The sequence below is a fragment of the Donghicola tyrosinivorans genome (assembly GCF_003003355.1).
Classification (GTDB): Bacteria; Pseudomonadota; Alphaproteobacteria; order Rhodobacterales; family Rhodobacteraceae; genus Donghicola; species Donghicola tyrosinivorans.
In genome coordinates this window covers 188,024-211,872 of sequence record NZ_PVTQ01000007.1, presented here as the reverse complement: position 1 = coordinate 211,872, position 23,849 = coordinate 188,024, and the positions used below count along the sequence as shown (strand labels likewise).

Below are 23,849 nucleotides of genomic sequence, written 5' to 3'. Positions count from 1 at the left end.
TTGGTGGAAATGGCTGCCCGTTACTGAACGCGGAAGACATCCACCACAACGCCCAAGGTCTTGGGCGTCACGCGTGAGACGAACAGGCTTTCGCGCAGCCATTGATGGGCCCCATCGGGGGCATCAAAGACCGGTGCCGCGCGGAAATAATAGTCCGCCGGATCCACCGGCTGACTAGCCTGCAACGCCGCCCGCGCCGTGTCCGAGGCCACCCTCAGGCCCAGATTGCGGATGTAGATCAGCGCCCCATCTTCGGCTTTCAGCGAATAATGGGCGTTGATCTCGGCCACACCGTCGGGGCGCTGCCAAAGCCAGTCGTAACCACCCGCCAGAACCACTCCGTTCAGGCGCGGACCCGCGACCGTACCGCCGGTGATCGGGATATGCTTTCGCTCTCCGTTGATGCCTGCGCCGTTGGTCAGAGGCGGGGTGATATCCACGTCGATCGAAAAGACATATTCCGGCGCGGGCAGGGTTGGCAGGCTCATGCGACGGCCGCGTAGCAGGATTTCAGCCAAGCGCTCATGGCATCCAGTTTGGCGCGGGAGTCGCTGCAGTATTCCATTGCGCGCAGGTAGCCGTGGATCAGGCCTTCGCCGGCGTCCAGCTCCACCGGAACGCCCGCCGCCCGCAGTTTGTCCGCATAGGCGTAACTGTCGTCCCGCAGGGGGTCATATTGCGCCGCGGCGATGAAGGCTTGGGGCAGGTCCGCGTGATTGTCCGCGTGCAAAGGCGCGGCCAGCGGATGGGTCAGGTTCTGTTCGCTGCCGCAGTACATAAGGTTGGTGCCGTGCATGTCCTTGGTGCGGATCAGCGGGCCGTCTGCGTTCTCTTGGTAAGAGGGCAGGGACATTTCGAAGTGAACGCACGGATAGACTAGCAACTGCGCCATCGGGGCAGCATCAGTGCCGCGCAACTCAAGGCAGGCGGCGGCGGCAAGGTTGGCCCCTGCGCTGTCACCGCCGATGGCGATGCGGGCCGGATCGATGCCAAGATCGGCCGCGTTTTCGCGCACCCAGCGGGCGACGTCGATCACCTCATGCACGGCCTTGGGAAAGGGATGTTCGGGCGCTAGGGCATAGTCCACGCTGATCACGGTCTGGCCATTGGCCTCGGCGATGCGGCTGGTGATGTCCGCGTGGGTCATCGGGCTGCCCTGCATCCACGCGCCGCCATGCATGTAGATCAGGCACGGCTGCACACCGCCGCTGTTGTGGCGGTCGATCCGGCACAGAACGTTGCGCCCTTCAGAGTGGACAAAGCGGGTGGCGACCTGAACGCTGTCGGGGTGCGGCAGGCGCATCCGGTCTGCGATGTATTCGAACAGCAAACGGCGGTCGGTGATCGGCGCACCTTTCGGCAGAGCGCTCCACGCGCTGTTCCAGACCTCAAGGAAGGTGTTAATTTCGGGATTGATCATTTGGGGTCTCCTTGGCGATCAGCCTTGGTAGCCAAGCAGGCGCGGTAGAAAGAGGACGAAATCGGGGATAAAGGTGATGATCCCCAGAGCAAACAGCAGCGCCAGAATGAAGGGCCAGATGTCACGGACAATGGCGCCAAGGGGCTGTTTGGTGATGTTCGCGGTGATGAACAGCAGCAGGCCATAGGGCGGCGTGATCAGTCCCAGCATCGAGTTCACCACGGCGATGACGCCGAAATGGATTAGATCGATGCCCATCGCTTGCACGGCGGGGATCAGGATCGGGACCACGATCAGCAGGATCGCGCCCCCTTCCAGCACACAGCCCAACAACAGGATCAGGATGTTGACCATGACCAGAAAGCCGGTCGGGCCAAGGTCCATGCTGCCAAGCCATGTGGCCAGTGCGTTCGGCACATCCTCGCGGGTGATCACATAGTTGAAGGTGATCGAGCCTGCGATTAGCACACCGATGGAACCAGCAGATCGGGCGCCGGACGACAGTGTCTCCCAGAACGCGCGGAAGCTGACCGAGCGGTAGAGGATCACCGAGATCGTCAGCGCATAGGCGGCAGCGACGGCTGCGGCCTCGGTCGGGGTGACGATGCCGCTGTAGATGCCGCCCAGAAGGATCACCGGCAGCATCAGTGCCGGAAAAGCCTGCATGGTGATACGCGGCAATTCGGACATGGGGACGGCCTCGTCCGTGGGAAAGCCGCGTTTGCGTGCGATGATGTAGTTCATCACGGCCATCACCAGTGCCATCAAAAGGCCGGGGGCAAGGCCCGCCGCAAAGAGGAAGCCCACTGACTGGTCAGATACCAGCGCATACAGCACCATAGGAATAGACGGCGGGATGATCGGGCCGATGGTGGCCGTGGCTGCGGTGATCGCGGCGGCATAGCTGGCGGTGTATTTCCCGTCACGGGTCATCAGGCCGATGATGATTTTGCCCATGCCCACTGCGTCGGCCACAGCCGAGCCTGACATGCCGGAAAAGATCACCGAAGAGACCACGTTTACATGGCCAAGCCCGCCGCGAAAGCGTCCCACCAGCGCTTGGCAGAACCGCAGCAGACGATCCGCAAGACTGCCGATGTTCATGATGTCGGCGGCCAGAATAAATAGCGGGATCGCAAGCAGGGTATAGCCGTTGTAAAGGCCCTGCAGCAGCTGCTCGGACGCAATGGAGGGGTCATAGCCTTTCATGATCAGATACAGGAAAGAGCCGCACATCATGGCAAGGCCTACCGAGAGACCGGCGATCGACAGAAAGACGATCAGCGCCATGGAAAGCAGAAACGGATCAGTCATAATCATGGGTCTCCGGATGCAGGTCTACCTCATCGCGGGTGCGCGATCCCATGATGCCGCCCCATGCGGTCAGCAGCATCCGGATGATGACCGAGATGTGGAAAGGGATGTAGATGCCGAACACCAGATCGAAGGGCCAGCGCAGGTAGGCGGTGCGCTCGATCTCCATGAAGGTCACATAGCCCCATGCGGCGGGCAGTGTGTAGATGAAGATCGTGGCGCAGGTCAGGCCGGTGAATATGTCAAAGGCGCGGCGCACGGCGCGCGGCACGGCGCTGTAGACGATGTCCAGACGGATCATGTCCCCTTGGCGGACCACGAAGGCAAAACTGAACAGGATGCCCCAGACCCACGCGATGGTCACCCATTCCACAGTCCAGCCGACGGGCAGGTTCAGGAAATAGCGGAAGACAATTTGCAGGATGAAAACAGCGAACATGCTGCCCAGAAGCAGCGCGCTGATGTGACGAGGCAACGCGGCAAGCCGCTGCCAGAGCGTAGTGACAGGTTCCATAGCTTATCCGGTCCTGAAAGGCGCGAAGGATCGGCAGGGATAGCAAACTATCCCTGCCGGTTTGCAGCGTGTGCGGGCCTTATTGGCCGATGGCGATGATCGCGTCGATCATGCCTGCGGGCCAGTCTTTCGAGTAATCCGAGTTCTGGTAAACCTCGATCACGTGGCTTTGGAAAGCGGCGTTGTCGGGGGTATAGACGTCCAGACCGTTGGCAACCATGTCCGCCTCAAGCGTGGCTTCCTGATCCAGCGTTACCTTGTCCAGCGCGGCCTCAAAATTGTCGGCGCACTCCTGAACCTTGGCCTGCTGTGCCTCGGTCATCGAATTCCACTTGGACATGGAGATGGTGAATTCGTTCGCGGCGATCAGGTGGGCGGTTTTGCCGATGTGATTGATCACCTCGTCGAACTTCATGCTGCGCACTGCGGGAAAGCCGTTGTCCTGACCGTCAATCGCGCCGGTTTGCAGGGCGGTGTAGACCTCGGTGAAGGGGACGGGCACTGGCGATGCGCCCATGGCGGTGCCGACGAACTGCCAGCCTTCACCGGGGGGCATGCGCAGTTTGACACCTTCCAGATCGGCGGGGGTCATGATGCGATTGTCGCCCACATAGCCCAGATGGCGGGCGCCGATGTAGGGGAAGGACAGGATCTTGACCTTTGCCTTCTCTTCGATCTCGGCCAGCATGCCGTCCAGCACGTCCGAGTTATAGACCGCACGCATGTGGTCATAGTCGCGGAACAGGAAGGGCGTGCCCAAGATCGCGGTCGAGGGGATCTGGTTGTAAAAATCAAAGATCGCCAGGTTCGCCATGTCCAAGTTGCCGCGCTGCATGGCGGTCATCTCGGTGCCCTGCTTGAACAGGGTCGCGCCGTGGTAGGACTTGAATTCGAACTCATCCCCGAGGCAGGCGCCAAAAGCCTCACGCAGGGTCGTGGTGCGGATGTCGTTTTCCGAAACGGTGTCCGAATAGATCAGTTCGACCTTGTCGGCGGCCAGTGCGGGCAGGGCTACGGCGCAGGCGGCAACGCACGCCAGTAAAGTGGTCTTAATCGTCATGAATTCCTCCCAAGAATTTATCTGAGCGATGCGCTTTATGCTGTGACGCTCCTCAACGTCGGGCACAGATTCCAGCGCGCTGGTTTTTATGTACCATGTGGTTCATTTCTGTAAAGATGGTTTCTCGTTGCTTTGCGCAAAGGGGCGGGCGAAAAGAGGGGCAGGAGGACCAGTAGCTTGACGACACAGGATAAAACCCGACCCCGTTCGGGCCGCCGGCGGCGGGCTGCTGATCAGGACGGCGCGGCATTGGCCGAAGAAACGCGCGGCAATATTCTTGAAGAGGCGACAAAAGCCTTTGTTGCCCATGGCTTTGAAGGCTCCAGCATCAACGAGATCGCCGCCGCGACTGCCACGTCAAAGCGGATGATCTACTATCATTTCGGCTCAAAGCAGGGGCTATACACCGCCGTGCTTGAGGCTGCCTATGAACGGGTCGGGGCGCAGAAAATCGGGACCAAGCAGACCTCGCCCACGGCGATGGGGGCGCTGCGGGCCTATGCGGAGGACGCCTTTCAGAAGTTCCACGCGAATGAGGATTTCGTCCGGTTGATCATGGCCGAGAATCTGAACAAGGGCGCGACCATGCGTAATTCCGAAGGGGTGCGGCAGCGCTCGGCGGGGAACCTGTCGCGGCTGGAAGAGATCTGCAAGGCGGGCATAGCCGAAGGATCAATGCGCGACGATTTCCGCATATTGGATCTGTATTTCGCCGTGATCGGGGTTGCCTTTCACGCGGTTTCAAACCGGATCTCGACGGGAATTTCGCTGGATATGGACCTTGGCGCACCCGATGAGATCGCCTTTCGCCAGCGCCTAGTGGGCGACGTGGCCTGCCGTTACGCGGCCAAAACCGACATAAGCGAATAAGCCTTCAGGCCAGATCATCCAGCCCGCGCTTCAGGGCCTCTTCTAGGCCTGACACCTGCATGTGTTCGCGTAGGCGCAGGTTATAGCCGCCCGGTGTGCTGAGGGCCTGGACCAAGCTGTCGCTGTCGGAGGCTGCAAGGCTTGAGGCAATCAATTGGCGCAAGAACGCCTCGGATTGCGCACGATCTGCCCCTTTTTCTGCTGCCCAGTTTGCCACACCACTGACCATTTGGGCGACGGGGGACAGGACCGCTTGGGCGCAGATATAGGCCTGCAATTCAGCATCATCGCGCAGCGGGTACAGAGTATTGCGGGCTCCGAAAATGCTGCCCACCAGCGCCGCATCCCCCAGCATCATGATCGGCGTGCCGCCGGTCGCAATTCCGGGGAAGGGCATCATGATCGCACTGGCGGTTGCAGGGGCGACCATGACTGCGACCTCGGCCAAGCTGACATCAGCCATGAATGAGATCACGCGCTGGCCGCTTCGAAATTTCAGGCTATTCAGGATATCTGGCGCGGCACCTGCCATGAGGCCTAGAAAGATCACATCGCTCTGGTCCAGCACCTGCTGGTTCTCCGCGACTGTTACGCAGTCGTAGGCCGCTGTTAGAGCTGTTGCATGCTGTGCGCTGCGCTTGGACACGGTGATCTGGTGCCCGTCCTGAGCAATCCCGCGGACCACAGCTGTTGCGATGGTGCCAAGGCCGATAACGCCGATTTTCATAGGCTGTCTCCTGTCATGTCAGACGGACCCTAGAACAGCCTGTGCGGCGGGGCGATGGTGAAATCGCCCCGCGCAGAAATCAGGTGATCCGACGGATCGAAGCCATGATCTCGTCCCGTTCAAACACGCTTTTCCAGTCGTCGCGCATCAGGGCGGGGATGCCGAACTCGATCGCCTTGTTGCATGCGTCCGAGAAGACACCTTCCTGCACATTGAAGATCACCGCGCCAAGGATGTTCATGTGACCCAGCAGGAAGTCACGCGCGCATTCTTCGGAAACCCCGGTTTTGACGACTTCGTCCATCGCCTGTTTCATCACCACCAGCAAAGAGGCGCAGACAGTCTCCGACAGGCCCGGCTCAAGATAGGCCATCTGCTCGACGGTCACGCGGTAGGTTTTGCGGACAGGTGCGTAGATGGCTTTTGCGATCTGGTCGCCCAGATCATAATGCTCTTCGGGGCCTTGCATCAGCGCATTTACTACGCCCTGCGGATGGGCAACGCCGCCGAAACGGTCCAGACGAGCGGCCTCGGTTTCCTCGTTGTGGTAGATCATCGGGTGGCAGGGGTGCGTCACGAAATAGGTGATGTCCGCACGCTCGGGCAGGTGGCCCGCAAAGGGGGCGGCTGCATCCAGAATGACAACCATAGTGCCTGGGTTCAGTTTGTTGACGATGCCCTTGGCAACAACGCCGATTGCCGTGTCAGGAACTGCCAGCAGCACCACATCGGCGTTCGCGATGGCGGTATCGGCATCCACGCAGTCAACGCCTACTGCCTCTTTCAGGCGGGCGCGGCCCACGTCGCTGACCTCAACGTGCGCGACATTGAAATCTGTTTTGGCCAGGTTCAGCGAACACCGCACACCCATTTTGCCACCCGCGCCAAAAACTGCCACGTTTGTCATTGCTGATCTCTCCTCCAGAACCCCTGAGATGGGGCGTCTTGCATAACTGGTATGATCAGATAATATCCGGTGTCAAATGTCAATCGGCGCTGGTTCTTTGGAAAGGATATCCTCTGTGGCACCTCTGATTTCGTGGTTCGGAGACGACTTTACCGGCGCGGCTGCCGTGATGGAGGTTCTGGCTTTTGCAGGGCTGGAAACTGTCCTCTTTGCGGATACGCCCGATGAAGCGTTGCTGGCGCGGTTTAAGGGGGCACAGGCGGTGGGCATTGCCTCGACCGCGCGGACCGAGGGGCCGGACTGGATGGAGGCGCATCTGCCGCAAGCCTTTGCTTTCCTTCAGAAACTGGGTGCGCCGCTTCTGCATTACAAAGTCTGTTCCACCTTCGATTCCGCGCCAGAGGTCGGCAACATCGGCAAGGCCGCAGAGATCGGTTTGCGGGTCACGCAGGCGCAGGCCGCCGCGATGCTGACCGCTGCGCCGCAGATGCGCCGCTATCAGGCGTTCGGCCATCTTTACGCGGGGGGCTTTGACGGGGTGCATCGGCTGGATCGTCATCCGGTGATGTCGCGCCATCCTGTGACGCCGATGGATGAATCCGACCTGCTGCGCCACATTGCTCGCCAGACCGATCTGCCCTCGGCACTGATTGACCTTGAGGCGTTGTGGAGCGGATTCGACGCCCCTTTGCAGGCCCATTTGCAGGCAGGCGCGCGACTGATCTCCGTTGATGCGATGGAGGCAACGTCCGAACAGGCGGCAGGCCGTTTGATTTGGGAAAACCGCGCTGCGATGCCCTTTGTCATTGGCTCACAAGGGGTAGAGTTCGCCTTGGTGCGCCATTGGCAAGCCGAAGGGGAGATCCCCTCCGCGCCCGCGCCCCGCTCAGCTGGCAAGGTGGATCAGATCGCAGTGGTTTCCGGCTCGGTCTCGCCCAGTACGGCGCAGCAGATTGCGTGGGCCGAGGCGAACGGCTTTGCGGTGATCCGTTTGGACGCGGTGCAGGTGATCGGCGACGGTGCAGATGCGGCGACCCAAGCGGCCACTCAGGCGGCTTTGGCCGCAGTTGCGGCAGGGCGCAGTCCGCTGGTTTGTTCGGCCACAGGGCCGGATGATCCTGCGGTTGCGGACGTGCGGGCGGCGGTTGCCGCGTCGGGCGTAGGGATGGAAGCCGCGAATAAGCAGATCGGCATCGCTTTGGGCCATGTGTTGGACGGCATCCTGAAAGGCAGCGCGATCCGGCGGGCGGTGATCTCGGGCGGGGATACCTCGGGCCACGGGATGCGCGTTCTGGGGCTGAAGGCGCTGCAAGCCTTGGCACCAACGATCCCCGGTGCCTCGTTGTGTGTGGGCTATGGAGAAGGTCCGCACGATGGTTTGCAGATTGCTCTGAAGGGTGGTCAGATGGGCAGCATGGACTTTTTCGGCTGGATCCGCGACGGCGGCGGCCCGCGTTGATCCCGCGCCTTGTTGGCGCTAACATATTTGTATTGAATAGGAATTATCACAGAGTATGTCCCTGATCGGACCACTCGCCAATTTCGCGTGACCTCAAATGATGCGAGAAGCGAGGGGAAGACGGATTCGGCCCTTGGGCCGGACAGGATGTGAGGGACAGATGGTGAAGGTCGCAATCAACGGGTTTGGCCGCATCGGACGCACGCTGCTGCGCCAGCTTTTGCTGGGGCGCGCGAATGGTGACATCTGTTTGGTGCATATCAACGATATCGCGGCGGCGGATATCTGTGCCTATCTGCTGAAATATGACAGCGTTTACGGGTCGTTCCCCCGTGAGGTGGCCCATCGTGATGGCGCGCTGATCATCGGAGAGCAGCGCATTCCCCTGACCCATGTGCGCGATCTGGCGGAACTGGACCTGAGCGGCGTGGACGTTCTGCTGGAATGTACCGGCCTTGGCGGCGCCCGTCCCCATGCCGAGGCTGGCCTGCGGGCAGGGGCCAAGGCGGTTCTGGTCTCTGGCCCCTCAAAGGCGGCGGACCAGACGATTGTGATCGGGGCCAACGATGATCAGCTGACCGATGCGCCGATTGTCTCGAACGCCTCGTGCACCACGAATGCGATTGCGCCCTTGTTGCGGCTGGTGGATGCCGCGTGGGGGATTGAGCGGGCCCACGTGAGCACCGTCCATTGCTACACGGGCAGCCAGCCCACGGTAGACATGCCCCGCGCCAGTTTTGAGCGTAGCCGCGCGGCGGCGGTGTCGATGGTGCCGACCTCGACCAGCGCCGAGGGGCAGATTGCCCATGTGCTGCCCGATCTGAACGGACGGTTGACGGTGGCGGCGGTGCGGGTGCCGTCGATCTCGGTCTCGGCGATTGATGCGGTGATCCAGTTGCGGGACTTTCCCGCAGGCGATCTGGAGGCGGCATTGCGTGACCTGCTGAAAGAGGCCCCTTGGCTGGGTGTGACCACAGATGCCTGTGTATCGACCGATATGCGGGCGCGGCCTGAGTCTTTGGTGCTGGCCCTGCCAGAGACCCGCGTGTTGCAGGACAAACAGGTGCGCCTCTTTGGCTGGTACGACAACGAATGGGGATTTTCCGCGCGAATGCTGGATATGGTCCGGCGGATGCATGGTTTGATGCCAGCTTAAGGCGTTGTCTTGATATAGGTGTTCAACGCCTGTTCCAGCGCGTCCCAGACTTTGGTCAGGCGCGGTGTGTGTCGTAGCGCCGTTGGCGCAGTCAGCCAGACCGGCAGGCCGGGAACAGGCAGTGCGGGCAGGACGCGTTCAAGCGTATGATCGTTGATGGTTTGGGCCACTTGACCAAAGCCGATGCCGCAGCCTGCGCGGACCATTTCCCAGTAGACCGATTGGTTGTCCGTGCGCAGGGCAAAGCTGTCTCGGGTCACGGGGATACCGGACATTTCCATGCCTCTGATGATCAGATCACTTTTGTCATAGCCGATCAGATCGTGGGTCAGCAGATCGGCCAGAGTTTCGGGACGTCCCATGCGGTCCAGATAGGTGCGGGTGGCAAAGGCTCCCATGGCGATGTCACCCAAGTGACGGGTGGTCATATCCAGTTGCTCGGGGCGGTACATGCGGATGGCGATGTCAGCCTCACGAAACAGAAGGTTCTCGGTGTTGTCCGAAGGGACAATGTCCAGTTTCAGCCTTGGCGCCTCTTGCCGCAGCTTTGCGGCCACTTTCGGTAGCACTAGGTGGGACAGAGCGACCGAGGCGGTGATGCGGACGGTGCCGCTAAGACCTTCGTCCTCTTCGGCGGCGGCAAGGGACAGGCGGGCAGCGGCCTGTGACATGTCGCGCGCGTGGGGCAGTAGGCGCAGGCCGCTGCGGGTCAGCGTCAGCCCCTTGGCATGTCGGTGGAACAGTTCCAGCCCCAGATCGCCCTCAAGCGTGTGGATATGCCGTCCGATGGTGGGTTGCGATGACCCCAGACGCCGCGCTGCCGCCGAGAGCGAGCCGCTCTCGGCCACTGCAACAAAGACCCTGAGTAGGGTCCAATCCAGATCTGTCAGCCGCTTATCCATTCAAATATGAATAGCAGGCCGTCGATTTCAGGCAATTTCTTTGTCGATATGAATGGGTGAGGTTGGAGCCATCTCAGGCAGTGATTTGCGGAGAGGTATGATGACGGGAACGGTCTTATTGCTTGGTGCTTCGGGAAAGATCGGGCGGGCGGCGGCTCAGGTCTTTTGGGATCGTGGCTGGCGTGTGCGCATGTATGACCGCGCGGCGGGGGATATGGTGCGGCAGGCGCAGGGTGTCGATGTGATCGTCAACGGTCTGAACCCGCCGAACTACCATGATTGGGCTGGAATCCTGCCCCAGATCACCCGCGATGTGATTACGGCGGCGCGGGCCAGCGGCGCGACGGTGATCCTGCCCGGCAATGTCTATGTCTACGGGAATACGCCGGGGTTGTGGACCGAGGACACTCCGCATCAACCATGCAGCCGCAAGGGCCGTATCCGCGAAGAGATCGAGCGGATGTATCGTGCCTCTGGAGTGCAGACGATCATTCTGCGGGCGGGGGATTTCATCTCGGCCGAGGCGGGCGATTCGGACCTGATGGGGGTGGTGCATCTGAAGGGGCTGAAACGCGGCGTGGTGACCGCTTTGGGAGATCCCGATGCCATGCACGCCTATGCCTATCTGCCGGACTGGGCCGAGGCGGCCTGTCAGTTGGCCGAGCGCCGGAAAACCCTTGCTGCGTTCACAGATGTGAACCTTGGTGGAGCGAATTTCACCATGAATGATCTGGCTGCGGCGTTGGCGAAACATCTGGGGCGATCCGTGCGGGTCAAGCAGTTCGGCTGGTGGCAGATGCGCCTTTTGGCCCCGTTCTGGGAACTGGCGCGGGAACTGCGTGAGATGCGTTATTTGTGGTCTGTTCCCCATAGCTTGAACCACGACAAGCTGCTGAATTTACTTCCTGATTTCCGGCATACGGATTTGGCGAAGGTCATGGTGGCAGGGGTGCCGCGCGGGTAGAGACTCGACTCTGGAATTCTGACGGGCTAAATTAGAACAAATATAGAACATTTGAGGTGCGCTATGGGGCGTCGGATTCTCTCCGTCTGGCTGCCGCGACTGGCCAGTCAGCGTATTTTGCGCCGCCGTTCGGTGGCGGGACCGTTCGCGGTTGTGGCCCGAGTGAAGGGCTCTGAACAGCTGAGTTGCGTCAATCACGCCGCGCAGCAAGAGGGGCTGCGGGCGGGCATGGGACTGGCCGATGCCCGCGCCATGTGCCCCGATCTGTTAACCGCCCCTGCCGATGTGCAGGCTGATGGGCGGTTTCTGCGGATGCTGGCCCGTTGGGCGGGGCGCTATTGTCCTTGGGTCGGGCTTGAGGGCGCGGATGGTCTGGTTCTGGATATTAGCGGCTCGGCCCACCTGATGGGCGGGGAAGAGGCGCTGATGGCGGACATGCGCGCGCGCCTGATGCGGGCGGGGTTCTCGGTCCGGTTGGGGCTGGCGGATACCCGTGGGGCCGCTTGGGCCTTGGCGCGCTACGATGAGGGGATTGCGGCAGAGGGCCAAGTGCGGGCACGGCTGTGGCCTTTGCCGGTGGCGGCACTGCGGCTTGAGACCGATGTGGTCGAGGGGTTGGCCCGTTTGGGCGTGCGCAAGATCGCCGATCTTGCTGCCCTACCACGGGCGACCGTGGGGCGGCGCTTTGGGCAGGGGCCTTTGGTGCGGCTGGATCAGGTGCTTGGGGTGCAGTCCGAGGCGATCACGCCTGTGGCTGTGCGCGAACGCCCTGTGGCGCAGCTAACCTTGGCAGAACCCATTGGCCGGACTGAGGATGTGATGGAAGGGGTGCGCCATCTGCTGGGGCAACTCTGTCCGCAACTGGCCGAGGCGGGTCAAGGGGCGCGGACCCTATGCCTGACCCTGCGGCGTGTGGATCAGCAGGACGCGAGCGTCGAGTTGCGGCTGGCCCGTCCCATGCGATCGCCTGAGGATATGGCGCCCTTGTTCGCGCGGGGCGTGGATGAGGTAGATGCAGGTTTCGGTATTGACCAGATGCGGATCGAGGCCACGGTGCTAGAGGCTTTGCCGCCCGAGCAGGTCAGCGCTTCGGGCGCGCCTGCGGCGCAGGATCGTGAAGGGGCTTTGGCCGATCTGATGACGCGGCTCGGGGGGCGGATGGGCTTGGAGAGTATCCATCGCTGGCTGCCAGCCGAGAGCCATATTCCAGAGCGCTCTTTCAGCGTGGCGGCGGCGGCATGGTCGGCCCCTGCGCGGGATTGGCCGCTGCCGGTCCGGCCTCGTCCGGTGCTGATGTTCCCGCCCGAGCCGGTGAGCGCAGGGCGCGGGCGCAACGTGCCGCGCCGGTTTCGCTGGCGGCGGATGGAGATGCAGGTGGCCCGTATCGAAGGCCCCGAGCGGATCGCGCCCGAGTGGTGGCTGGATGACCCTTTGTGGCGGTCGGGCCTGCGGGATTACTGGCGGGTCGAGACCACGGGCGGGCGCCGTTTGTGGATGTTTCACACGCCTCAGGATCCCGCATGGCATGTGCAGGGTGAATTCTGAGGGGCCGCCCTGACGGGCGGCGGCCTCCGGCGGAGGTATTTTTGCCAAGATGAAAGAGCGGGCGCTTTTGGCGTCATGATGGGGCGGCTTCAGGAGCGGTTTGGATGGGCTATGCAGAGTTATGCGTGACCTCGAATTTCTCGTTCCTGCGGGGGGCGTCCCATCCGGAGGAGTTGGTGACCCGCGCGGCCGAGTTGGGGTTGGAGGCGATCGGGATTGCGGACCGGAATACGCTGGCCGGTGTGGTGCGGGCCTGGTCGGCGTTGCGGGAGTTGAAGCGGGCGGCTGAGGAGGAAGGTGCGCGGGTGGTGATCCGATCGTCCGTGGGAGTGGACCCGTCCAGTCGTCAGCGGTGGGCTGCGCCGGTGGCGGTGGATGCGAAGGTGGTGGTCTTGCCGCGCCTTCTGGTCGGGGCGCGGTTGGTGCTGCGCGATTGCGGGGCGCATTTGCTGGCCTATCCGATGAACCGCGATGGCTATGGGCGGCTCTCGCGTCTGCTGACCTTGGGCAAGCGGAGGGCCGAGAAGGGGCAGTGTGATCTGTCCTTTGCCGATGTTTTGGAGAATGCAGCCGATTTGGTGTTTGTCGCGGTGTGTGAGGGCGATCCCGAGGCGCGGGAGGTTCTGGCGCAATTGCGGGAGTTGGGGCGGGTGGCGCCTAGTCAGCTGTATTACGGGGCCGCGCCGCGTTACGACGGGGCGGATGAGGCGCATCTGGCGGCCTGTGCACGGGCCGCGAAGGCTTGCGCTGCGCCGATGGTCGCTGTGGGCGATGCCTTGATGCATCATGCCAGTCGGCGGCAGTTGGCGGATGTTTTGACCTGCCTGCGCGAAGGGACTGTGATTGACCGGATCGGGAGGCTTGCCCTGCCCAACGCCGAGCGGCGCTTGAAAGGCCCTGACGAGATGGCAAGGATTTTCGCGGGCTATCCGGCGGCTTTGAGACGCTCGGTCGAGGTGGCGGGGCGCTGTGCCTTTGATCTGTCCGAGCTGTCCTATGAATACCCTGATGAGGTTGCAGATGGGGAAAGCCCTCAGTCCCGTCTTGCGCGGCTGGTCGAACAGGGATTGCGCCGCCGTTATCCCGGCGGGATCAGCGAACGCACCCGCATGATGGTGACCAAGGAATTGCAATTGGTCGAGAAGCTGGGCTTTGCCGCCTATTTCCTGACCGTCCATGACATTGTCGCCTTTGCGCGGTCGCGGGATATTCTGTGTCAGGGGCGCGGGTCGGCGGCGAACTCGATCCTCTGTTATGCGCTGGGGGTGACCGAGGTCGGGCCAGAGGTGATTACCATGGTCTTTGAGCGCTTTGTCAGCGAACAGCGGGGCGAGCCCCCCGATATCGACGTGGATTTCGAGCATGAGCGCCGCGAAGAGGTGATCCAGCACATCTACGCGCGTTACGGGCGGCACCGTGCGGGGCTTTGTGCGACGGTGATCCATTTTCGCTCTCGCGCGGCGATCCGTGAGGTGGGCAAGGTCATGGGCCTCAGCGAGGATTTGATCGGCGCCTTGGCGGGGCAGGCCAGTGGCTGGTCGCGCAATGGGCTAGAGCCTGATCGCGTGCGGGAACTGGGGCTGGACCCCGAGGACCGGCGTTTGCGGCAGACCCTGCGTTTGATCGGCGAGATCACCGGTTTCCCTCGGCATCTGTCCCAGCATGTGGGGGGCTTTATCATCACGCGGGGGCGTTTGGATGAACTGTGTCCCATCGAAAACGCTGCCATGGAAGGGCGCACGGTGATCGAGTGGGATAAGGACGATATCGACGCTTTGGGTATTTTGAAGGTGGATATCCTCAGCCTTGGGATGCTGACCTGCATCCGTAAATGCTTTGACCTGATCGCAGGGCAGGGGGGCGCGCGTTATACGCTGGAGAACCTGCCACGAGAGGATGCGCAGACCTATCAGATGCTGTGCAATGCCGATGCGATCGGGGTGTTTCAGGTGGAAAGTCGGGCGCAGTTGAACTTTCTGCCCCGTATGCAGCCGCGCCAGTTCTATGACTTGGTGATTGAGGTGGCCATCGTCCGCCCCGGCCCCATTCAGGGTGGCATGGTGCATCCTTATATCCGCCGCAGGCAGGGGCATGAGCCGGTGATGCTGCCCTCTGAGGACCTGCGCAATGTGCTTGGCAAGACGCTGGGGGTGCCGCTTTTCCAAGAGCAAGCCATGCAGATCGCCATTGTGGCGGCGGGCTTTAGCCCCGGCGAGGCGGACCGGCTGCGGCGCAGCCTTGCGACCTTTAAGCGGATGGGGACGATCAGCACATTTCGCGACCGTTTCGTGGGCGGGATGCTGGCGCGGGGCTATGCCCCCGACTTTGCCGAGCGGTGTTTCAGCCAGATTGAGGGCTTTGGCGAATACGGGTTCCCAGAAAGCCATGCGGCCAGTTTTGCGTTGCTGGTCTATGCCTCGGCTTGGTTGAAACGGCATCATCCGGCGGCGTTTGGCTGCGCTTTGCTGAACTCGCAGCCGATGGGGTTTTACGCCCCTGCGCAGATCGTGCGGGACATGCGCGATCATGGGATCGAGGTGCGCCCCGTCTGCGTCAACATGAGCGATTGGGACAACACCCTAGAGCGGCGGCCCGACGGGCAGCTGGCCCTGCGGCTGGGGTTCCGGCAGGTCAAGGGTCTGCGCGAAGAGGATGCCCAGTGGATCGCGGCGGCGCGGGGCAACGGCTATCACAGTGTGGAAAGCCTGTGGCGGCGGGCGGGGGTGCCTCCTGCGGCGCTGGACAAGCTGGCACAGGCCGATGCCTTTGCCGATCTGGGGCTGCGGCGACGGGATGCCTTGTGGCAGGTCAAGGCGCTGCGGGCGCCAAAGCCTTTACCCTTGTTCGAAGGTTTGGCGCAGGAAGAGGGCATCCATGAGCCGCAGGTTGACTTGCCCCATATGACCTTGGGCGAAGAGGTGGTGGATGATTACCTGTCCCTGCGGTTGTCGCTGAAGGCGCACCCGATGGAGTTGCTGCGCCCCGATATTCAGGGCCTGATCCCGCATGAGCGGTTGATGACCACGCCCTTGGGCAATTACGCGGTTTGCGGTTTGGTGATCACGCGGCAGCGGCCGGGCACCGCCAGCGGGGTGATCTTTATGACGCTGGAGGATGAGACTGGCACCTGCAACGTGGTGGTCTGGCCCAAGATCTATGAGCAATTCCGGCGGGCGGTTATCGGCGGGCGGCTGGTCAAGATCACCGGTTATCTTCAGCGTGAAGGCCAAGTGGTGCATCTGATCGCGCAGCACGTCGAGGATGTGTCATGGCGGCTTGCGACCCTCTCGGAACCTGAGGCACCGCAGCCGCCCCAAGGCTGGCAATCGGGTGCGCCTGCACCAAGGGCGCGGCACCCGCGCGAACAGGCCAAGCGGTTGTTCCCCAGCAGGGACTTTCATTGAGGTGACATGAAACGTTAACCGTTTCGTCATTTTATCCCGACAAATCTGTCACATAGGGCTGATAGCCAGCAGTCCGATCTGCCCGCTGATGGGCCGATGTTTTCAGGTATTCAGGGAGCCCCCGATGAAAAAGACTGTTGCAGTCCTTCTGGCAGCCACCGCCATGACCCCCGCCGCCTATGCGGAAAATCTGACCCGCGTTGCCACCGTGCCGCTGGATGGCGAAATCACCGGCCTCTATGAGCAGGGCGCAGACCTGTTCTTCAACGTTCAGCATCCTTCGGATGAACTGAACGGCAAGTTCAACAAAGCGACCGTCGGTGTTGTCTCGAACGTGAACTGGGAGGCAAGCGCATCGGATGTACCTTCCGAAATCGAAGGCAAGTCGACTGTTGTGACCTCGCTGGGTGACTATCAGGTTCTGATGCAGGAAGGCGACAAGGGCGTTGCGGGCATCATCCAGTCGATCGCAGGCGAAGAGCTGCTGATCTCGAACGATCCCGACTTCAACGGTTTTGTCCCCACTGGCGACAATGCGGGCCTGCTGTTCACCAACTGGGAAAACCGTCCCGGCGGCATGTCGCGTGCGGCTCTGACCCGCGCGGAAGATGGTAGCTGGACCGTTGGCGACATCTCGATGGTGGATTTCTCGAAGGTTGGCGGCACTTGGGTGAACTGCTTTGGCACCGTATCGCCTTGGGGCACCCCGTTGTCGTCGGAAGAGCTGTACTTTGACGAGACCGCCGAGTGGAACAACCCCGAGTACAAAGACATCGAAGATACCCAGATGCTGGGTGCATACTTGGGCCAATACCCCAACCCCTATAACTACGGCTACATCGTCGAGATCACCGATCCCGCAGGCGCAGCTGCCCCCGTCAAGCGTTTCGCAATGGGCCGCATGAGCCACGAGAACTCGGTCGTGATGCCTGACCAAAAGACCGCCTACACCACCTCGGACGGCACCGGTCAGCCCTTCTACAAGTTCGTGGCCGACACCGCTGGTGATCTGTCCTCGGGCACCCTTTACGCGGCAAAGCTGACCCAGCTTGGGGATGCAGGCGCGGACGCGGCCACCACTGCCTTTGATATGGAGTGGATCGAACTGGGTCACGCATCGGAAGCCGAGATCGCAAGCTGGATCGCCGAATACGACGGCATCACGCTGGAAGATCACAAAGCCGGTGAGAGCAACTACATCACCGACGCGCAGGTTGCCGAATGGGCTGCTGGTACTGCCGCCGACAACCGCGTCGCCTTCCTTGAATCGAACAAAGCCGCGGCTGTCAAAGGCGCCACCGCCGAGTTCCGCAAAATGGAAGGTGTGAACATCAACCATGACGGCGCAAAGGACGGTTCGGTTCCCTATATGTACGTGGCGATGTCCGAAGTGTCGAAAACCATGTCGGACGGTGAAGGCGACATCAACGTTGCCGAAAACAAGTGCGGCGTTGTCTATGAGATGGAACTGGACGCGGCGTTCAACGTCTCGAAGATGGTCCCCGTTGTGGCTGGTCACGGCTACAACAAAGACAACGCGCCGAACGCTTGCCCCGTCGACTCGATCTCGAACCCTGACAACATTCTGGTCCGCGCCAACGGTCAGGTTGTGATCGGTGAAGACACCGGCAACCACGAGAATAACGCTTTGTGGATCTGGACCAAAGGTCAGCAGTCGTAAGCTAAGCAACTAGCAAAGCAGCGAAAATTCGAGGGGAGGGCATTTTATGCGCTCCCCTCTTGTCCTGCCTTTAAGTTATGTTCGTTGCTTCATGATGGGGTAATCTGGTTGGTAACCGTCAGATTGGCACCGCCCGCCACATCATCGGCAGATTGCCGATAGCCGATCATACTGCGCTCGCCGCACTTTAAGGCGATCAAGTCGGGCAGAGCTTGCCGCGCCGCCGGATGTAGAGCCCGAGCCCTTTTACGCTTCCAGTTGCGGCGGACCCAGACGTATGGTTCGCGCATGGCACGTGTTTTCAAATTTCTCATCTTGGTCCTTGCAGCGCTCACCGCAGCTCTCGCAGCCTATGGTGGAAAGGGATATTTTGATGCGAAGCTGGCCTCTGATGATCTTCGCATCAGGGCAAATCAGCTGATTGCAGAAGGCCGAAGTGGCGCTTACTTAGGAGCGGAACGTCTCAATTGGCTTTTGCGCGTGCAGGACCCCGCTTTCCGCGACCACAGCGGCGTTGATTTCAGTACAGCCGGCGCCGGTGCCACGACAATTTCCCAATCAGTCTCGAAGCGACTTGCCTTCAAGCACTTCGAGCCCGGGATCGGTAAAGTACGACAGACCGGCTATGCGCTAGGTTTGGAGCAGAGCCTGACAAAAGATCAGATCCTTGCCCTCTGGCTAGGTAGCGTTGAAATGGGGCGTGGACCTGATGGCTGGATGACCGGGTTCTTCGAGGCCAGCATTAAGGTATTTGGCGTGCCGCCGTCCGAGACAACAGATACAGAGTATCTGCGACTGGTCGCTGTGCTGATCGCGCCTGCGTCCTTTGATTTGCGATATGGCGACGAGAAGCTTGTCGCTCGGACAGCGCGAATCGAGCGTATGTTTGCAGGTGAATGTGCGCCGCTAGACCATGGTGACGTTTGGCTGGAAGGCTGTCGGTGACTGGCAGCTTTGTCCGCTGAACTGCAACGGTTTTCCCCTGTTCTGCCTGAAAGGTCATCCTTAACGGGGCGAAAGGTCATATTTCCTTTAAAATGGTCATTTTATGTGGGGTCGCACAACACCTTTGTATTTTCTGACCTATTTAGTCGGAAACTCTTTACCTGACTTCTTTGATCGGGTATCCAGCCCATCAAACAGCGAATAGTAATTCACGAGGGAACGCATATGACACTTCGCGCAACGCTTCTGGCTTCGGCCATGACTTTCGCAGCCACAGGCGCCATGGCGGTCGAGGCTGAGGCAGTGCTGAACAACTACGCAGACATCGCGCTGGCGGGCTATGAAGACAGTCTGGCAACCGCCAAAGACCTGAAGGTCGCTGTCGAGGCACTGGTCGCCAACCCCAGCGAAGAAACGCTGTCGGCAGCCAAGCAGGCGTGGCTGAAGGCACGCGTGCCTTACCAGCAGACCGAGGCGTTCCGTTTCGGCAACCCCACCGTTGATGACTGGGAAGGCAAAGTGAACGCATGGCCGCTGGACGAAGGTCTGATCGACTATGTGGACCCCATGCTGGGTGGCAACGACGAGAACCCCTTTGCGCTGGCGAATGTGATCGCGAACCCCGCGCTTGAGGTGTCGGGCGCAACCATCGATGCCAGCACCATCACCCCCGCAGTGCTTGAGCAGTTGCACGAAGTTGACGGGATCGAGGCGAACGTGGCCACCGGCTATCACGCCATCGAATTCCTTCTCTGGGGTCAGGATCTGAACGGCACCGACCACGGTGCGGGCGCCCGTCCGGCAACCGATTTCGATACCGCCAACTGCACCGGCGACAACTGTGACCGCCGCGTTCAGTATCTGGTGGCCGCAACCGATCTGCTGATCAGCGATCTGGAAGATGCCGTCGCAAACTGGGGGGCTGATGGTCAGGGCCGTGCCGACGTGACCGCCGATGCGAACGAAGGTCTGGTCATGGCATTCACGGGTCTGGGCTCGCTCTCCTACGGTGAACAGGCAGGCGAGCGGATGAAGCTTGGCGTTCTGCTGCACGATCCCGAGGAAGAGCATGACTGCTTCTCGGATAACACCCACAACAGCCACTACTACGATGGCCTTGGCATCCGGAACGTCTACACCGGCCGTTATGTGCGTGTGGATGGCTCGGTCGTCGAAGGTCCGTCGCTGAACGACTATGTAGCAGAACGTGATGCAGAACTGGCAGCGAACCTGACCGCTGACATCAACCACACCATGCTGCAACTGGGCGCGATCAAATCGACCGCCGAGGCTGGTACCAGCTATGACCAGCTTTTGGGGGCAGGCAATGCTGCCGGTGAGGCACTGATCATGTCTGCCGTGGACGCTCTGGTCGCGCAGACCCGCAACATCGAACGCGCCGTGGCCGTCGTCGGTCTGGAAGGCGTGACAGTCGAAGGTTCGGACAGCCTCGATAACGAAGGCGCGGTCTTCCAGTAAGAACACCCAACTGGGGCGCCCGAAACGGCGCCCCTTTCTTCCATAACCTGACGGAGCGGCCCTATGATCGTCTGTCACTGCCAGAATATCTCGGACAAGGATATCCACGCGGCCATCGACTGGATGCGCGCCTCGGACGCCGATATCGTGATCACGCCCGGCCGGATTTACCGCGCCTTGGGCAAGTCGGCGGACTGCGGCGGATGTATGCCGCTGCTGCTGTCGACCATGCGCAGTAGCGACAATTTTGCCGTGCCAAAGCTGGACAAGGTGCAAACCGTGCCACAGCTTAAAACCGTCGGAAAACATAACAGAGGGTAATACCATGAAGGGCGACGCAAAGGTCATTGAGTACCTGAACGCAGCACTGCGCAGTGAGTTGACGGCAATTAACCAGTATTGGGTTCATTTCCGTCTGCAAAAGGATTGGGGTCTGGGCAAGCTGGCCGCCAAATCCCGCGCGGAAAGCATCGAAGAGATGAACCACGCAGACAAACTGATCGACCGGATCATTTTTCTGGAAGGTCATCCCAACCTGCAAAAGCTGGATCCCCTGCGGATCGGGCAAAATGCCAAAGAAACCCTTGAATGTGATCTCGCCGGAGAGCATGACGCCCGTACCCTCTATATTGAGGCTCGGAATTATTGCGACAGTGTCGGCGATTACGTTTCCAAGAACCTGTTCGAGGAACTGATCGCGGACGAGGAAGGCCACATTGATTTTCTGGAAACCCAGCTGGACCTATACGAGCGGATCGGCGGCGAAAAGTACCAGATGCTCAATGCAGATGCGGCGGATGCTGCCGAAGACTGATGGTATGTTGCGGCTGGTACTGGCTGCGGTGCCAGCCAGCCTTGCCTTGATCGCGCCTTTGGCTGCGGGTGCGCAAGACAGCATCTCGGACGAGCTTCACGCCGACCCTCGGGCCGCTGCGCAGGTCATTGTCCCACGCACTGTGGAAGAGGCGGCACGGATCGCCAAGGTCACGGCGCCGACGACCGATTTCACCAAACCTGAACGTTATGAGACGCACCCCGCAGGGGCCGCGACCCAGTTCGATGTTCTGGGACGCGATGCCTTTGCCATACCCTCCGCCAACATGAGCTTTGAGCGGGAACTGGATTTCCAGATCGGCAATGGGCTGTTCAAAAAGCTTTGGGCCAGTGCGCCGTCCTCGACCTTGGCAAGTGACGGTTTGGGGCCGCTGTATAATGCGCGGTCCTGTCAGGTCTGCCATGTGAATGACGGACGCGGGCATCCGCCTGAAAGTGCAGAGGATGATGGAGTGTCCATGTTCCTGCGCCTCTCGATCCCCGATGAGGCCAGCGATCTGGACGCCGAGACCCTGCGCTATCTGGCTAACGCGCCAGAGCCGACTTACGGCCATCAGCTACAGGACAAATCCCTCTCTGGCATTCCCGCCGAGGGGCAGATGCGCGTGACCTACACTGATGTTCCCGTGGCCTTGGGCGATGGCACGCAGGTGTCATTGCGGGCGCCAAGTTATGAGGTGGCGGATTTGGGCTATGGGCCGCTGCACCCTGATGCGATGCTCAGCCCCCGCGTGGCCCCTCAGATGATTGGTCTTGGGTTGCTGGAGGCAATCCCCGAGGCGGATATCTTGGCGCTTGCAGACCCTGATGATGCGGATGGCGACGGGATTTCGGGCCGCGCCAATCAGGTCTGGGACCAAGAGGCGCAGACGATGATGCTGGGGCGCTTTGGCCTTAAGGCAGGCGCGGGTTCTGTGCGCGGACAAAGCGCCGATGCGTTCCATTCGGACATCGGGATTTCCACCTCTCTGCATCCGGCGGGGGCAGGGGAATGTACGGCTGCGCAAACGGCCTGTCTTGCTGCGCCTGACGGAAATACCCCCGCGCAGCAAAACTTGGAGGCGTCAGATCCGGTGCTGGACCTGACCAGCTTTTACGCCCGCAATCTGGCCGTGCCGGCCCGCCGCAATGTGGATGACCCAAAGGTACTGCGCGGCAAGCGGATGTTCTATGACGCGGGCTGCACTGCTTGTCATACGCCGAAATTCGTGACCCATCGCCTTGAAAACCAGCTCGAACAATCGTTCCAGTTGATCTGGCCCTACACGGACATGTTACTGCACGATATGGGCTCTGGGCTGGCGGATGGACGCCCTGAATGGCAGGCAACAGGGAATGAATGGCGCACGCCGCCACTATGGGGGATCGGCATGACCCAAGCTGTCAGCGGCCACACTTTTTTTCTGCACGACGGGCGCGCCCGTAATCTGCTTGAAGCAATTCTGTGGCATGGGGGCGAGGCGACGGCCTCCCGCGAAACGGTCCGTCTGATGCCCGCTGCCGATCGCGCCGCACTATTGAAATTTCTGGAGTCCCTGTGATGCTTCATTCCTTGGCCTGTGTCTTAGGTTTCGCCGCTCTTTCCGTCGCAACGCTTAACAGCGAGGCAACGGCGCAGACGGCCCCGAATGTGGATGCCCCTGGCGTTCCATTGGAGACCCATAGCGCAGAGACTGGGTTGCCCTACTTCCCGCCCGGTTCTGGCACCATCAGCCACGAGGCAATCACCCGCCGCGTGCTAGAGGTTTTTGAAGGGCAGTTCGGCGCCTTCCGCGATCGGTCCGCCAAGTTGCACGATGTGGCCGTCGCCCATTGCGCAGGCACTGCCGATGAGGCGGCGTTGGAGGCGGCGTTCGTGGATACATGGATGGCTTGGGCGCCGCTGGACAGCTACCAGTTCGGCCCGATCGAACAGCAAGGCGCGGCGCTGACCGTGAACTTCTGGCCGGACAAAAAGAACTTTGTGGGCCGCGCTCTGCTTGATCTGACAAAGCAAAGCCCAGAGGCGCAAGCCGATGGCGCTGTGGTTGCGACCCTCTCGGCGGGGGCGCAGGGTCTGCCCGCGCTTGAGATGCTGATTTACGACGACGCCGTTCCCGCCTGTCCCGCCGTGCAAGGCGTTAGCGCCAATCTGGCGCGACTGGCAGATGATATCTACCAAGGCTGGTTTGCTGAAAACGGTTGGGCCGATCTGGCGCGTGCCGCTGGCCCCGACAACCCTGTTTATCTGGCTCCGTCGGAATTCACCAAGGTGGTCTATACTGCCCTTGATTTCGGTCTGATCCGCGTGGCCGATGTGCGTTTGGGCCGCCCTTTGGGCACGTTCGAACGGCCCTTCCCGACCCGTGCCGAAGCTTGGCGGTCGGGCCTGACCGCGCAGATCATTCTGGCGCAGCTTGAGGGCATCGAAGAAGTGGTCATGTCGGGCTTTGCCGGTGATCTGGGTGACAACACCCGTTCTTGGATGCGTACTGTCTTTGATCAGACCGAAGACCGCGTGGCTGCGATTGATGCTCCGATCAATGAGGCCGTCGCTGATCCGATGCAGCGCATTCGCGTCGAGGGGCTGCAAAGCAAGGTGCTGTACCTGCAAAACCAGATGGCGCAGGACGTAGGCCCCAATCTTGGGGTCGAAACCGGCTTTAGCGCCGCGGACGGAGATTGATCC

At 61.1% G+C, this 23,849-nt stretch carries 22 protein-coding genes; 13 read left to right on the top strand and 9 right to left on the bottom strand.

Annotated elements, in window-relative coordinates; all coding sequences use genetic code 11:
- Positions 1-20 precede the first annotated feature (20 nt).
- The 5 genes from CLV74_RS12195 to dctP all read right to left on the bottom strand — a co-directional run bounded on the left by CLV74_RS12195 (position 21) and on the right by dctP (position 4,308).
- Positions 21-488 carry a DUF3237 domain-containing protein gene (locus tag CLV74_RS12195; protein ID WP_106265093.1) on the bottom strand — a complete coding sequence of 156 codons (468 nt, stop codon included), beginning with the start codon at positions 486-488 and terminating at the stop codon, positions 21-23.
- Complete coding sequence (locus CLV74_RS12190; RefSeq protein WP_106265091.1) at positions 485-1,420, bottom strand: alpha/beta hydrolase; 936 nt, start codon at positions 1,418-1,420, stop codon at positions 485-487. Before CLV74_RS12190 ends, CLV74_RS12195 begins: the two co-directional genes overlap by 4 nt.
- A gap of 18 nt (positions 1,421-1,438) precedes the next feature.
- Positions 1,439-2,734: a TRAP transporter large permease gene (locus CLV74_RS12185; RefSeq protein ID WP_106265089.1), complete on the bottom strand. Its 1,296-nt coding sequence runs from the start codon at positions 2,732-2,734 to the stop codon at positions 1,439-1,441.
- Positions 2,727-3,248 carry a TRAP transporter small permease gene (locus CLV74_RS12180; RefSeq protein ID WP_106265087.1) on the bottom strand — a complete coding sequence of 174 codons (522 nt, stop codon included), beginning with the start codon at positions 3,246-3,248 and terminating at the stop codon, positions 2,727-2,729. Before CLV74_RS12180 ends, CLV74_RS12185 begins: the two co-directional genes overlap by 8 nt.
- A gap of 79 nt (positions 3,249-3,327) precedes the next feature.
- Positions 3,328-4,308, bottom strand: a complete 981-nt coding sequence (dctP, locus tag CLV74_RS12175) for a TRAP transporter substrate-binding protein DctP (RefSeq protein WP_106265084.1) — start codon at positions 4,306-4,308, stop codon at positions 3,328-3,330.
- 177 nt (positions 4,309-4,485) lie between these two features.
- On the opposite strand from dctP, the gene CLV74_RS12170 reads away from it, so the two are divergent.
- Entirely contained in the window at positions 4,486-5,178 is a 693-nt protein-coding gene (locus CLV74_RS12170) for a TetR/AcrR family transcriptional regulator (RefSeq protein WP_106265082.1), read from the top strand.
- Between the two features lie 4 nt (positions 5,179-5,182).
- Here CLV74_RS12170 and CLV74_RS12165 read toward each other — a convergent pair whose 3' ends face one another.
- Both CLV74_RS12165 and CLV74_RS12160 read right to left on the bottom strand, forming a co-directional pair.
- The gene (locus tag CLV74_RS12165) at positions 5,183-5,905 is read right to left on the bottom strand and encodes an NAD(P)-binding domain-containing protein (protein ID WP_106265080.1); all 723 of its coding nucleotides are present in this window, start codon (positions 5,903-5,905) and stop codon (positions 5,183-5,185) included.
- A gap of 79 nt (positions 5,906-5,984) precedes the next feature.
- Complete coding sequence (locus CLV74_RS12160; RefSeq protein WP_106265077.1) at positions 5,985-6,812, bottom strand: phosphogluconate dehydrogenase C-terminal domain-containing protein; 828 nt, start codon at positions 6,810-6,812, stop codon at positions 5,985-5,987.
- 115 nt (positions 6,813-6,927) lie between these two features.
- On the opposite strand from CLV74_RS12160, the gene CLV74_RS12155 reads away from it, so the two are divergent.
- Complete coding sequence (locus CLV74_RS12155; protein WP_245888534.1) at positions 6,928-8,271, top strand: four-carbon acid sugar kinase family protein; 1,344 nt, start codon at positions 6,928-6,930, stop codon at positions 8,269-8,271.
- A 160-nt stretch (positions 8,272-8,431) separates the two neighbouring features.
- Positions 8,432-9,427 (top strand): type I glyceraldehyde-3-phosphate dehydrogenase, encoded by a 996-nt coding sequence (locus CLV74_RS12150; RefSeq protein WP_106265072.1) that lies wholly within the window; start codon positions 8,432-8,434, stop codon positions 9,425-9,427.
- Here CLV74_RS12150 and CLV74_RS12145 read toward each other — a convergent pair.
- Positions 9,424-10,329 carry a LysR family transcriptional regulator gene (locus tag CLV74_RS12145; protein WP_106265070.1) on the bottom strand — a complete coding sequence of 302 codons (906 nt, stop codon included), beginning with the start codon at positions 10,327-10,329 and terminating at the stop codon, positions 9,424-9,426. The genes CLV74_RS12150 and CLV74_RS12145 overlap by 4 nt on opposite strands.
- 100 nt (positions 10,330-10,429) lie before the next feature.
- On the opposite strand from CLV74_RS12145, the gene CLV74_RS12140 reads away from it, so the two are divergent.
- The 4 genes from CLV74_RS12140 to CLV74_RS12125 all read left to right on the top strand — a co-directional run bounded on the left by CLV74_RS12140 (position 10,430) and on the right by CLV74_RS12125 (position 17,923).
- The gene (locus CLV74_RS12140; RefSeq protein WP_106265142.1) at positions 10,430-11,293 is read left to right on the top strand and encodes an NAD-dependent epimerase/dehydratase family protein; all 864 of its coding nucleotides are present in this window, start codon (positions 10,430-10,432) and stop codon (positions 11,291-11,293) included.
- A 63-nt stretch (positions 11,294-11,356) separates the two neighbouring features.
- Positions 11,357-12,838, top strand: a complete 1,482-nt coding sequence (locus tag CLV74_RS12135) for a Y-family DNA polymerase (protein WP_106265068.1) — start codon at positions 11,357-11,359, stop codon at positions 12,836-12,838.
- A gap of 104 nt (positions 12,839-12,942) precedes the next feature.
- A complete protein-coding gene (locus CLV74_RS12130) occupies positions 12,943-16,242 on the top strand; it encodes an error-prone DNA polymerase (RefSeq protein WP_106265066.1) in 3,300 nt (1,099 codons plus the stop codon).
- 124 nt (positions 16,243-16,366) lie between these two features.
- Positions 16,367-17,923, top strand: coding sequence for a PhoX family protein (locus CLV74_RS12125; RefSeq protein ID WP_106265064.1), 1,557 nt, complete (start codon positions 16,367-16,369; stop codon positions 17,921-17,923).
- An 89-nt stretch (positions 17,924-18,012) separates the two neighbouring features.
- Here the strand turns inward: CLV74_RS12125 and CLV74_RS22830 are convergent, their stop codons facing one another.
- Positions 18,013-18,213 carry a hypothetical protein gene (locus CLV74_RS22830; RefSeq protein ID WP_170108033.1) on the bottom strand — a complete coding sequence of 67 codons (201 nt, stop codon included), beginning with the start codon at positions 18,211-18,213 and terminating at the stop codon, positions 18,013-18,015.
- Here CLV74_RS22830 and CLV74_RS12120 point away from each other — a divergent pair.
- The 6 genes from CLV74_RS12120 (at position 18,212) to CLV74_RS12095 (ending at position 23,846) form a co-directional block, all read left to right on the top strand.
- Positions 18,212-18,868, top strand: coding sequence for a transglycosylase domain-containing protein (locus tag CLV74_RS12120; protein ID WP_106265062.1), 657 nt, complete (start codon positions 18,212-18,214; stop codon positions 18,866-18,868). The genes CLV74_RS22830 and CLV74_RS12120 overlap by 2 nt on opposite strands.
- Positions 18,869-19,093: 225 nt before the next feature.
- Positions 19,094-20,347, top strand: coding sequence for an imelysin family protein (locus tag CLV74_RS12115; protein ID WP_106265060.1), 1,254 nt, complete (start codon positions 19,094-19,096; stop codon positions 20,345-20,347).
- 63 nt (positions 20,348-20,410) lie between these two features.
- Positions 20,411-20,668: a (2Fe-2S)-binding protein gene (locus tag CLV74_RS12110; protein ID WP_106265058.1), complete on the top strand. Its 258-nt coding sequence runs from the start codon at positions 20,411-20,413 to the stop codon at positions 20,666-20,668.
- A gap of 4 nt (positions 20,669-20,672) precedes the next feature.
- Entirely contained in the window at positions 20,673-21,161 is a 489-nt protein-coding gene (gene bfr / locus CLV74_RS12105) for a bacterioferritin (protein ID WP_106265056.1), read from the top strand.
- Entirely contained in the window at positions 21,145-22,722 is a 1,578-nt protein-coding gene (locus CLV74_RS12100; RefSeq protein ID WP_245888533.1) for a di-heme oxidoreductase family protein, read from the top strand. Before bfr ends, CLV74_RS12100 begins: the two co-directional genes overlap by 17 nt.
- On the top strand, positions 22,722-23,846 hold the full coding sequence (locus tag CLV74_RS12095) for an imelysin family protein (RefSeq protein ID WP_106265054.1): 1,125 nt from the start codon (positions 22,722-22,724) through the stop codon (positions 23,844-23,846). The genes CLV74_RS12100 and CLV74_RS12095 overlap by 1 nt, the downstream gene beginning before the upstream one ends.
- Positions 23,847-23,849: the final 3 nt, after the last annotated feature.

Bases quoted from the DNA above. Each gene is read 5' to 3' on its own strand.
- CLV74_RS22830 (WP_170108033.1), bottom strand. From the start codon at position 18,213: ATGCGCGAACCATACGTCTGGGTCCGCCGCAACTGGAAGCGTAAAAGG.
- bfr (WP_106265056.1), top strand. From the start codon at position 20,673: ATGAAGGGCGACGCAAAGGTCATTGAGTACCTGAACGCAGCACTGCGC.
- CLV74_RS12135 (WP_106265068.1), top strand. From the start codon at position 11,357: ATGGGGCGTCGGATTCTCTCCGTCTGGCTGCCGCGACTGGCCAGTCAG.
- CLV74_RS12130 (WP_106265066.1), top strand. From the start codon at position 12,943: ATGGGCTATGCAGAGTTATGCGTGACCTCGAATTTCTCGTTCCTGCGG.
- CLV74_RS12140 (WP_106265142.1), top strand. From the start codon at position 10,430: ATGACGGGAACGGTCTTATTGCTTGGTGCTTCGGGAAAGATCGGGCGG.
- CLV74_RS12115 (WP_106265060.1), top strand. From the start codon at position 19,094: ATGACACTTCGCGCAACGCTTCTGGCTTCGGCCATGACTTTCGCAGCC.
- CLV74_RS12160 (WP_106265077.1), bottom strand. From the start codon at position 6,812: ATGACAAACGTGGCAGTTTTTGGCGCGGGTGGCAAAATGGGTGTGCGG.
- CLV74_RS12125 (WP_106265064.1), top strand. From the start codon at position 16,367: ATGAAAAAGACTGTTGCAGTCCTTCTGGCAGCCACCGCCATGACCCCC.
- CLV74_RS12145 (WP_106265070.1), bottom strand. From the start codon at position 10,329: ATGGATAAGCGGCTGACAGATCTGGATTGGACCCTACTCAGGGTCTTT.
- CLV74_RS12150 (WP_106265072.1), top strand. From the start codon at position 8,432: ATGGTGAAGGTCGCAATCAACGGGTTTGGCCGCATCGGACGCACGCTG.
- CLV74_RS12100 (WP_245888533.1), top strand. From the start codon at position 21,145: ATGCTGCCGAAGACTGATGGTATGTTGCGGCTGGTACTGGCTGCGGTG.
- CLV74_RS12110 (WP_106265058.1), top strand. From the start codon at position 20,411: ATGATCGTCTGTCACTGCCAGAATATCTCGGACAAGGATATCCACGCG.
- CLV74_RS12120 (WP_106265062.1), top strand. From the start codon at position 18,212: ATGGCACGTGTTTTCAAATTTCTCATCTTGGTCCTTGCAGCGCTCACC.
- CLV74_RS12195 (WP_106265093.1), bottom strand. From the start codon at position 488: ATGAGCCTGCCAACCCTGCCCGCGCCGGAATATGTCTTTTCGATCGAC.
- CLV74_RS12185 (WP_106265089.1), bottom strand. From the start codon at position 2,734: ATGACTGATCCGTTTCTGCTTTCCATGGCGCTGATCGTCTTTCTGTCG.
- CLV74_RS12180 (WP_106265087.1), bottom strand. From the start codon at position 3,248: ATGGAACCTGTCACTACGCTCTGGCAGCGGCTTGCCGCGTTGCCTCGT.
- dctP (WP_106265084.1), bottom strand. From the start codon at position 4,308: ATGACGATTAAGACCACTTTACTGGCGTGCGTTGCCGCCTGCGCCGTA.
- CLV74_RS12190 (WP_106265091.1), bottom strand. From the start codon at position 1,420: ATGATCAATCCCGAAATTAACACCTTCCTTGAGGTCTGGAACAGCGCG.
- CLV74_RS12095 (WP_106265054.1), top strand. From the start codon at position 22,722: ATGCTTCATTCCTTGGCCTGTGTCTTAGGTTTCGCCGCTCTTTCCGTC.
- CLV74_RS12165 (WP_106265080.1), bottom strand. From the start codon at position 5,905: ATGAAAATCGGCGTTATCGGCCTTGGCACCATCGCAACAGCTGTGGTC.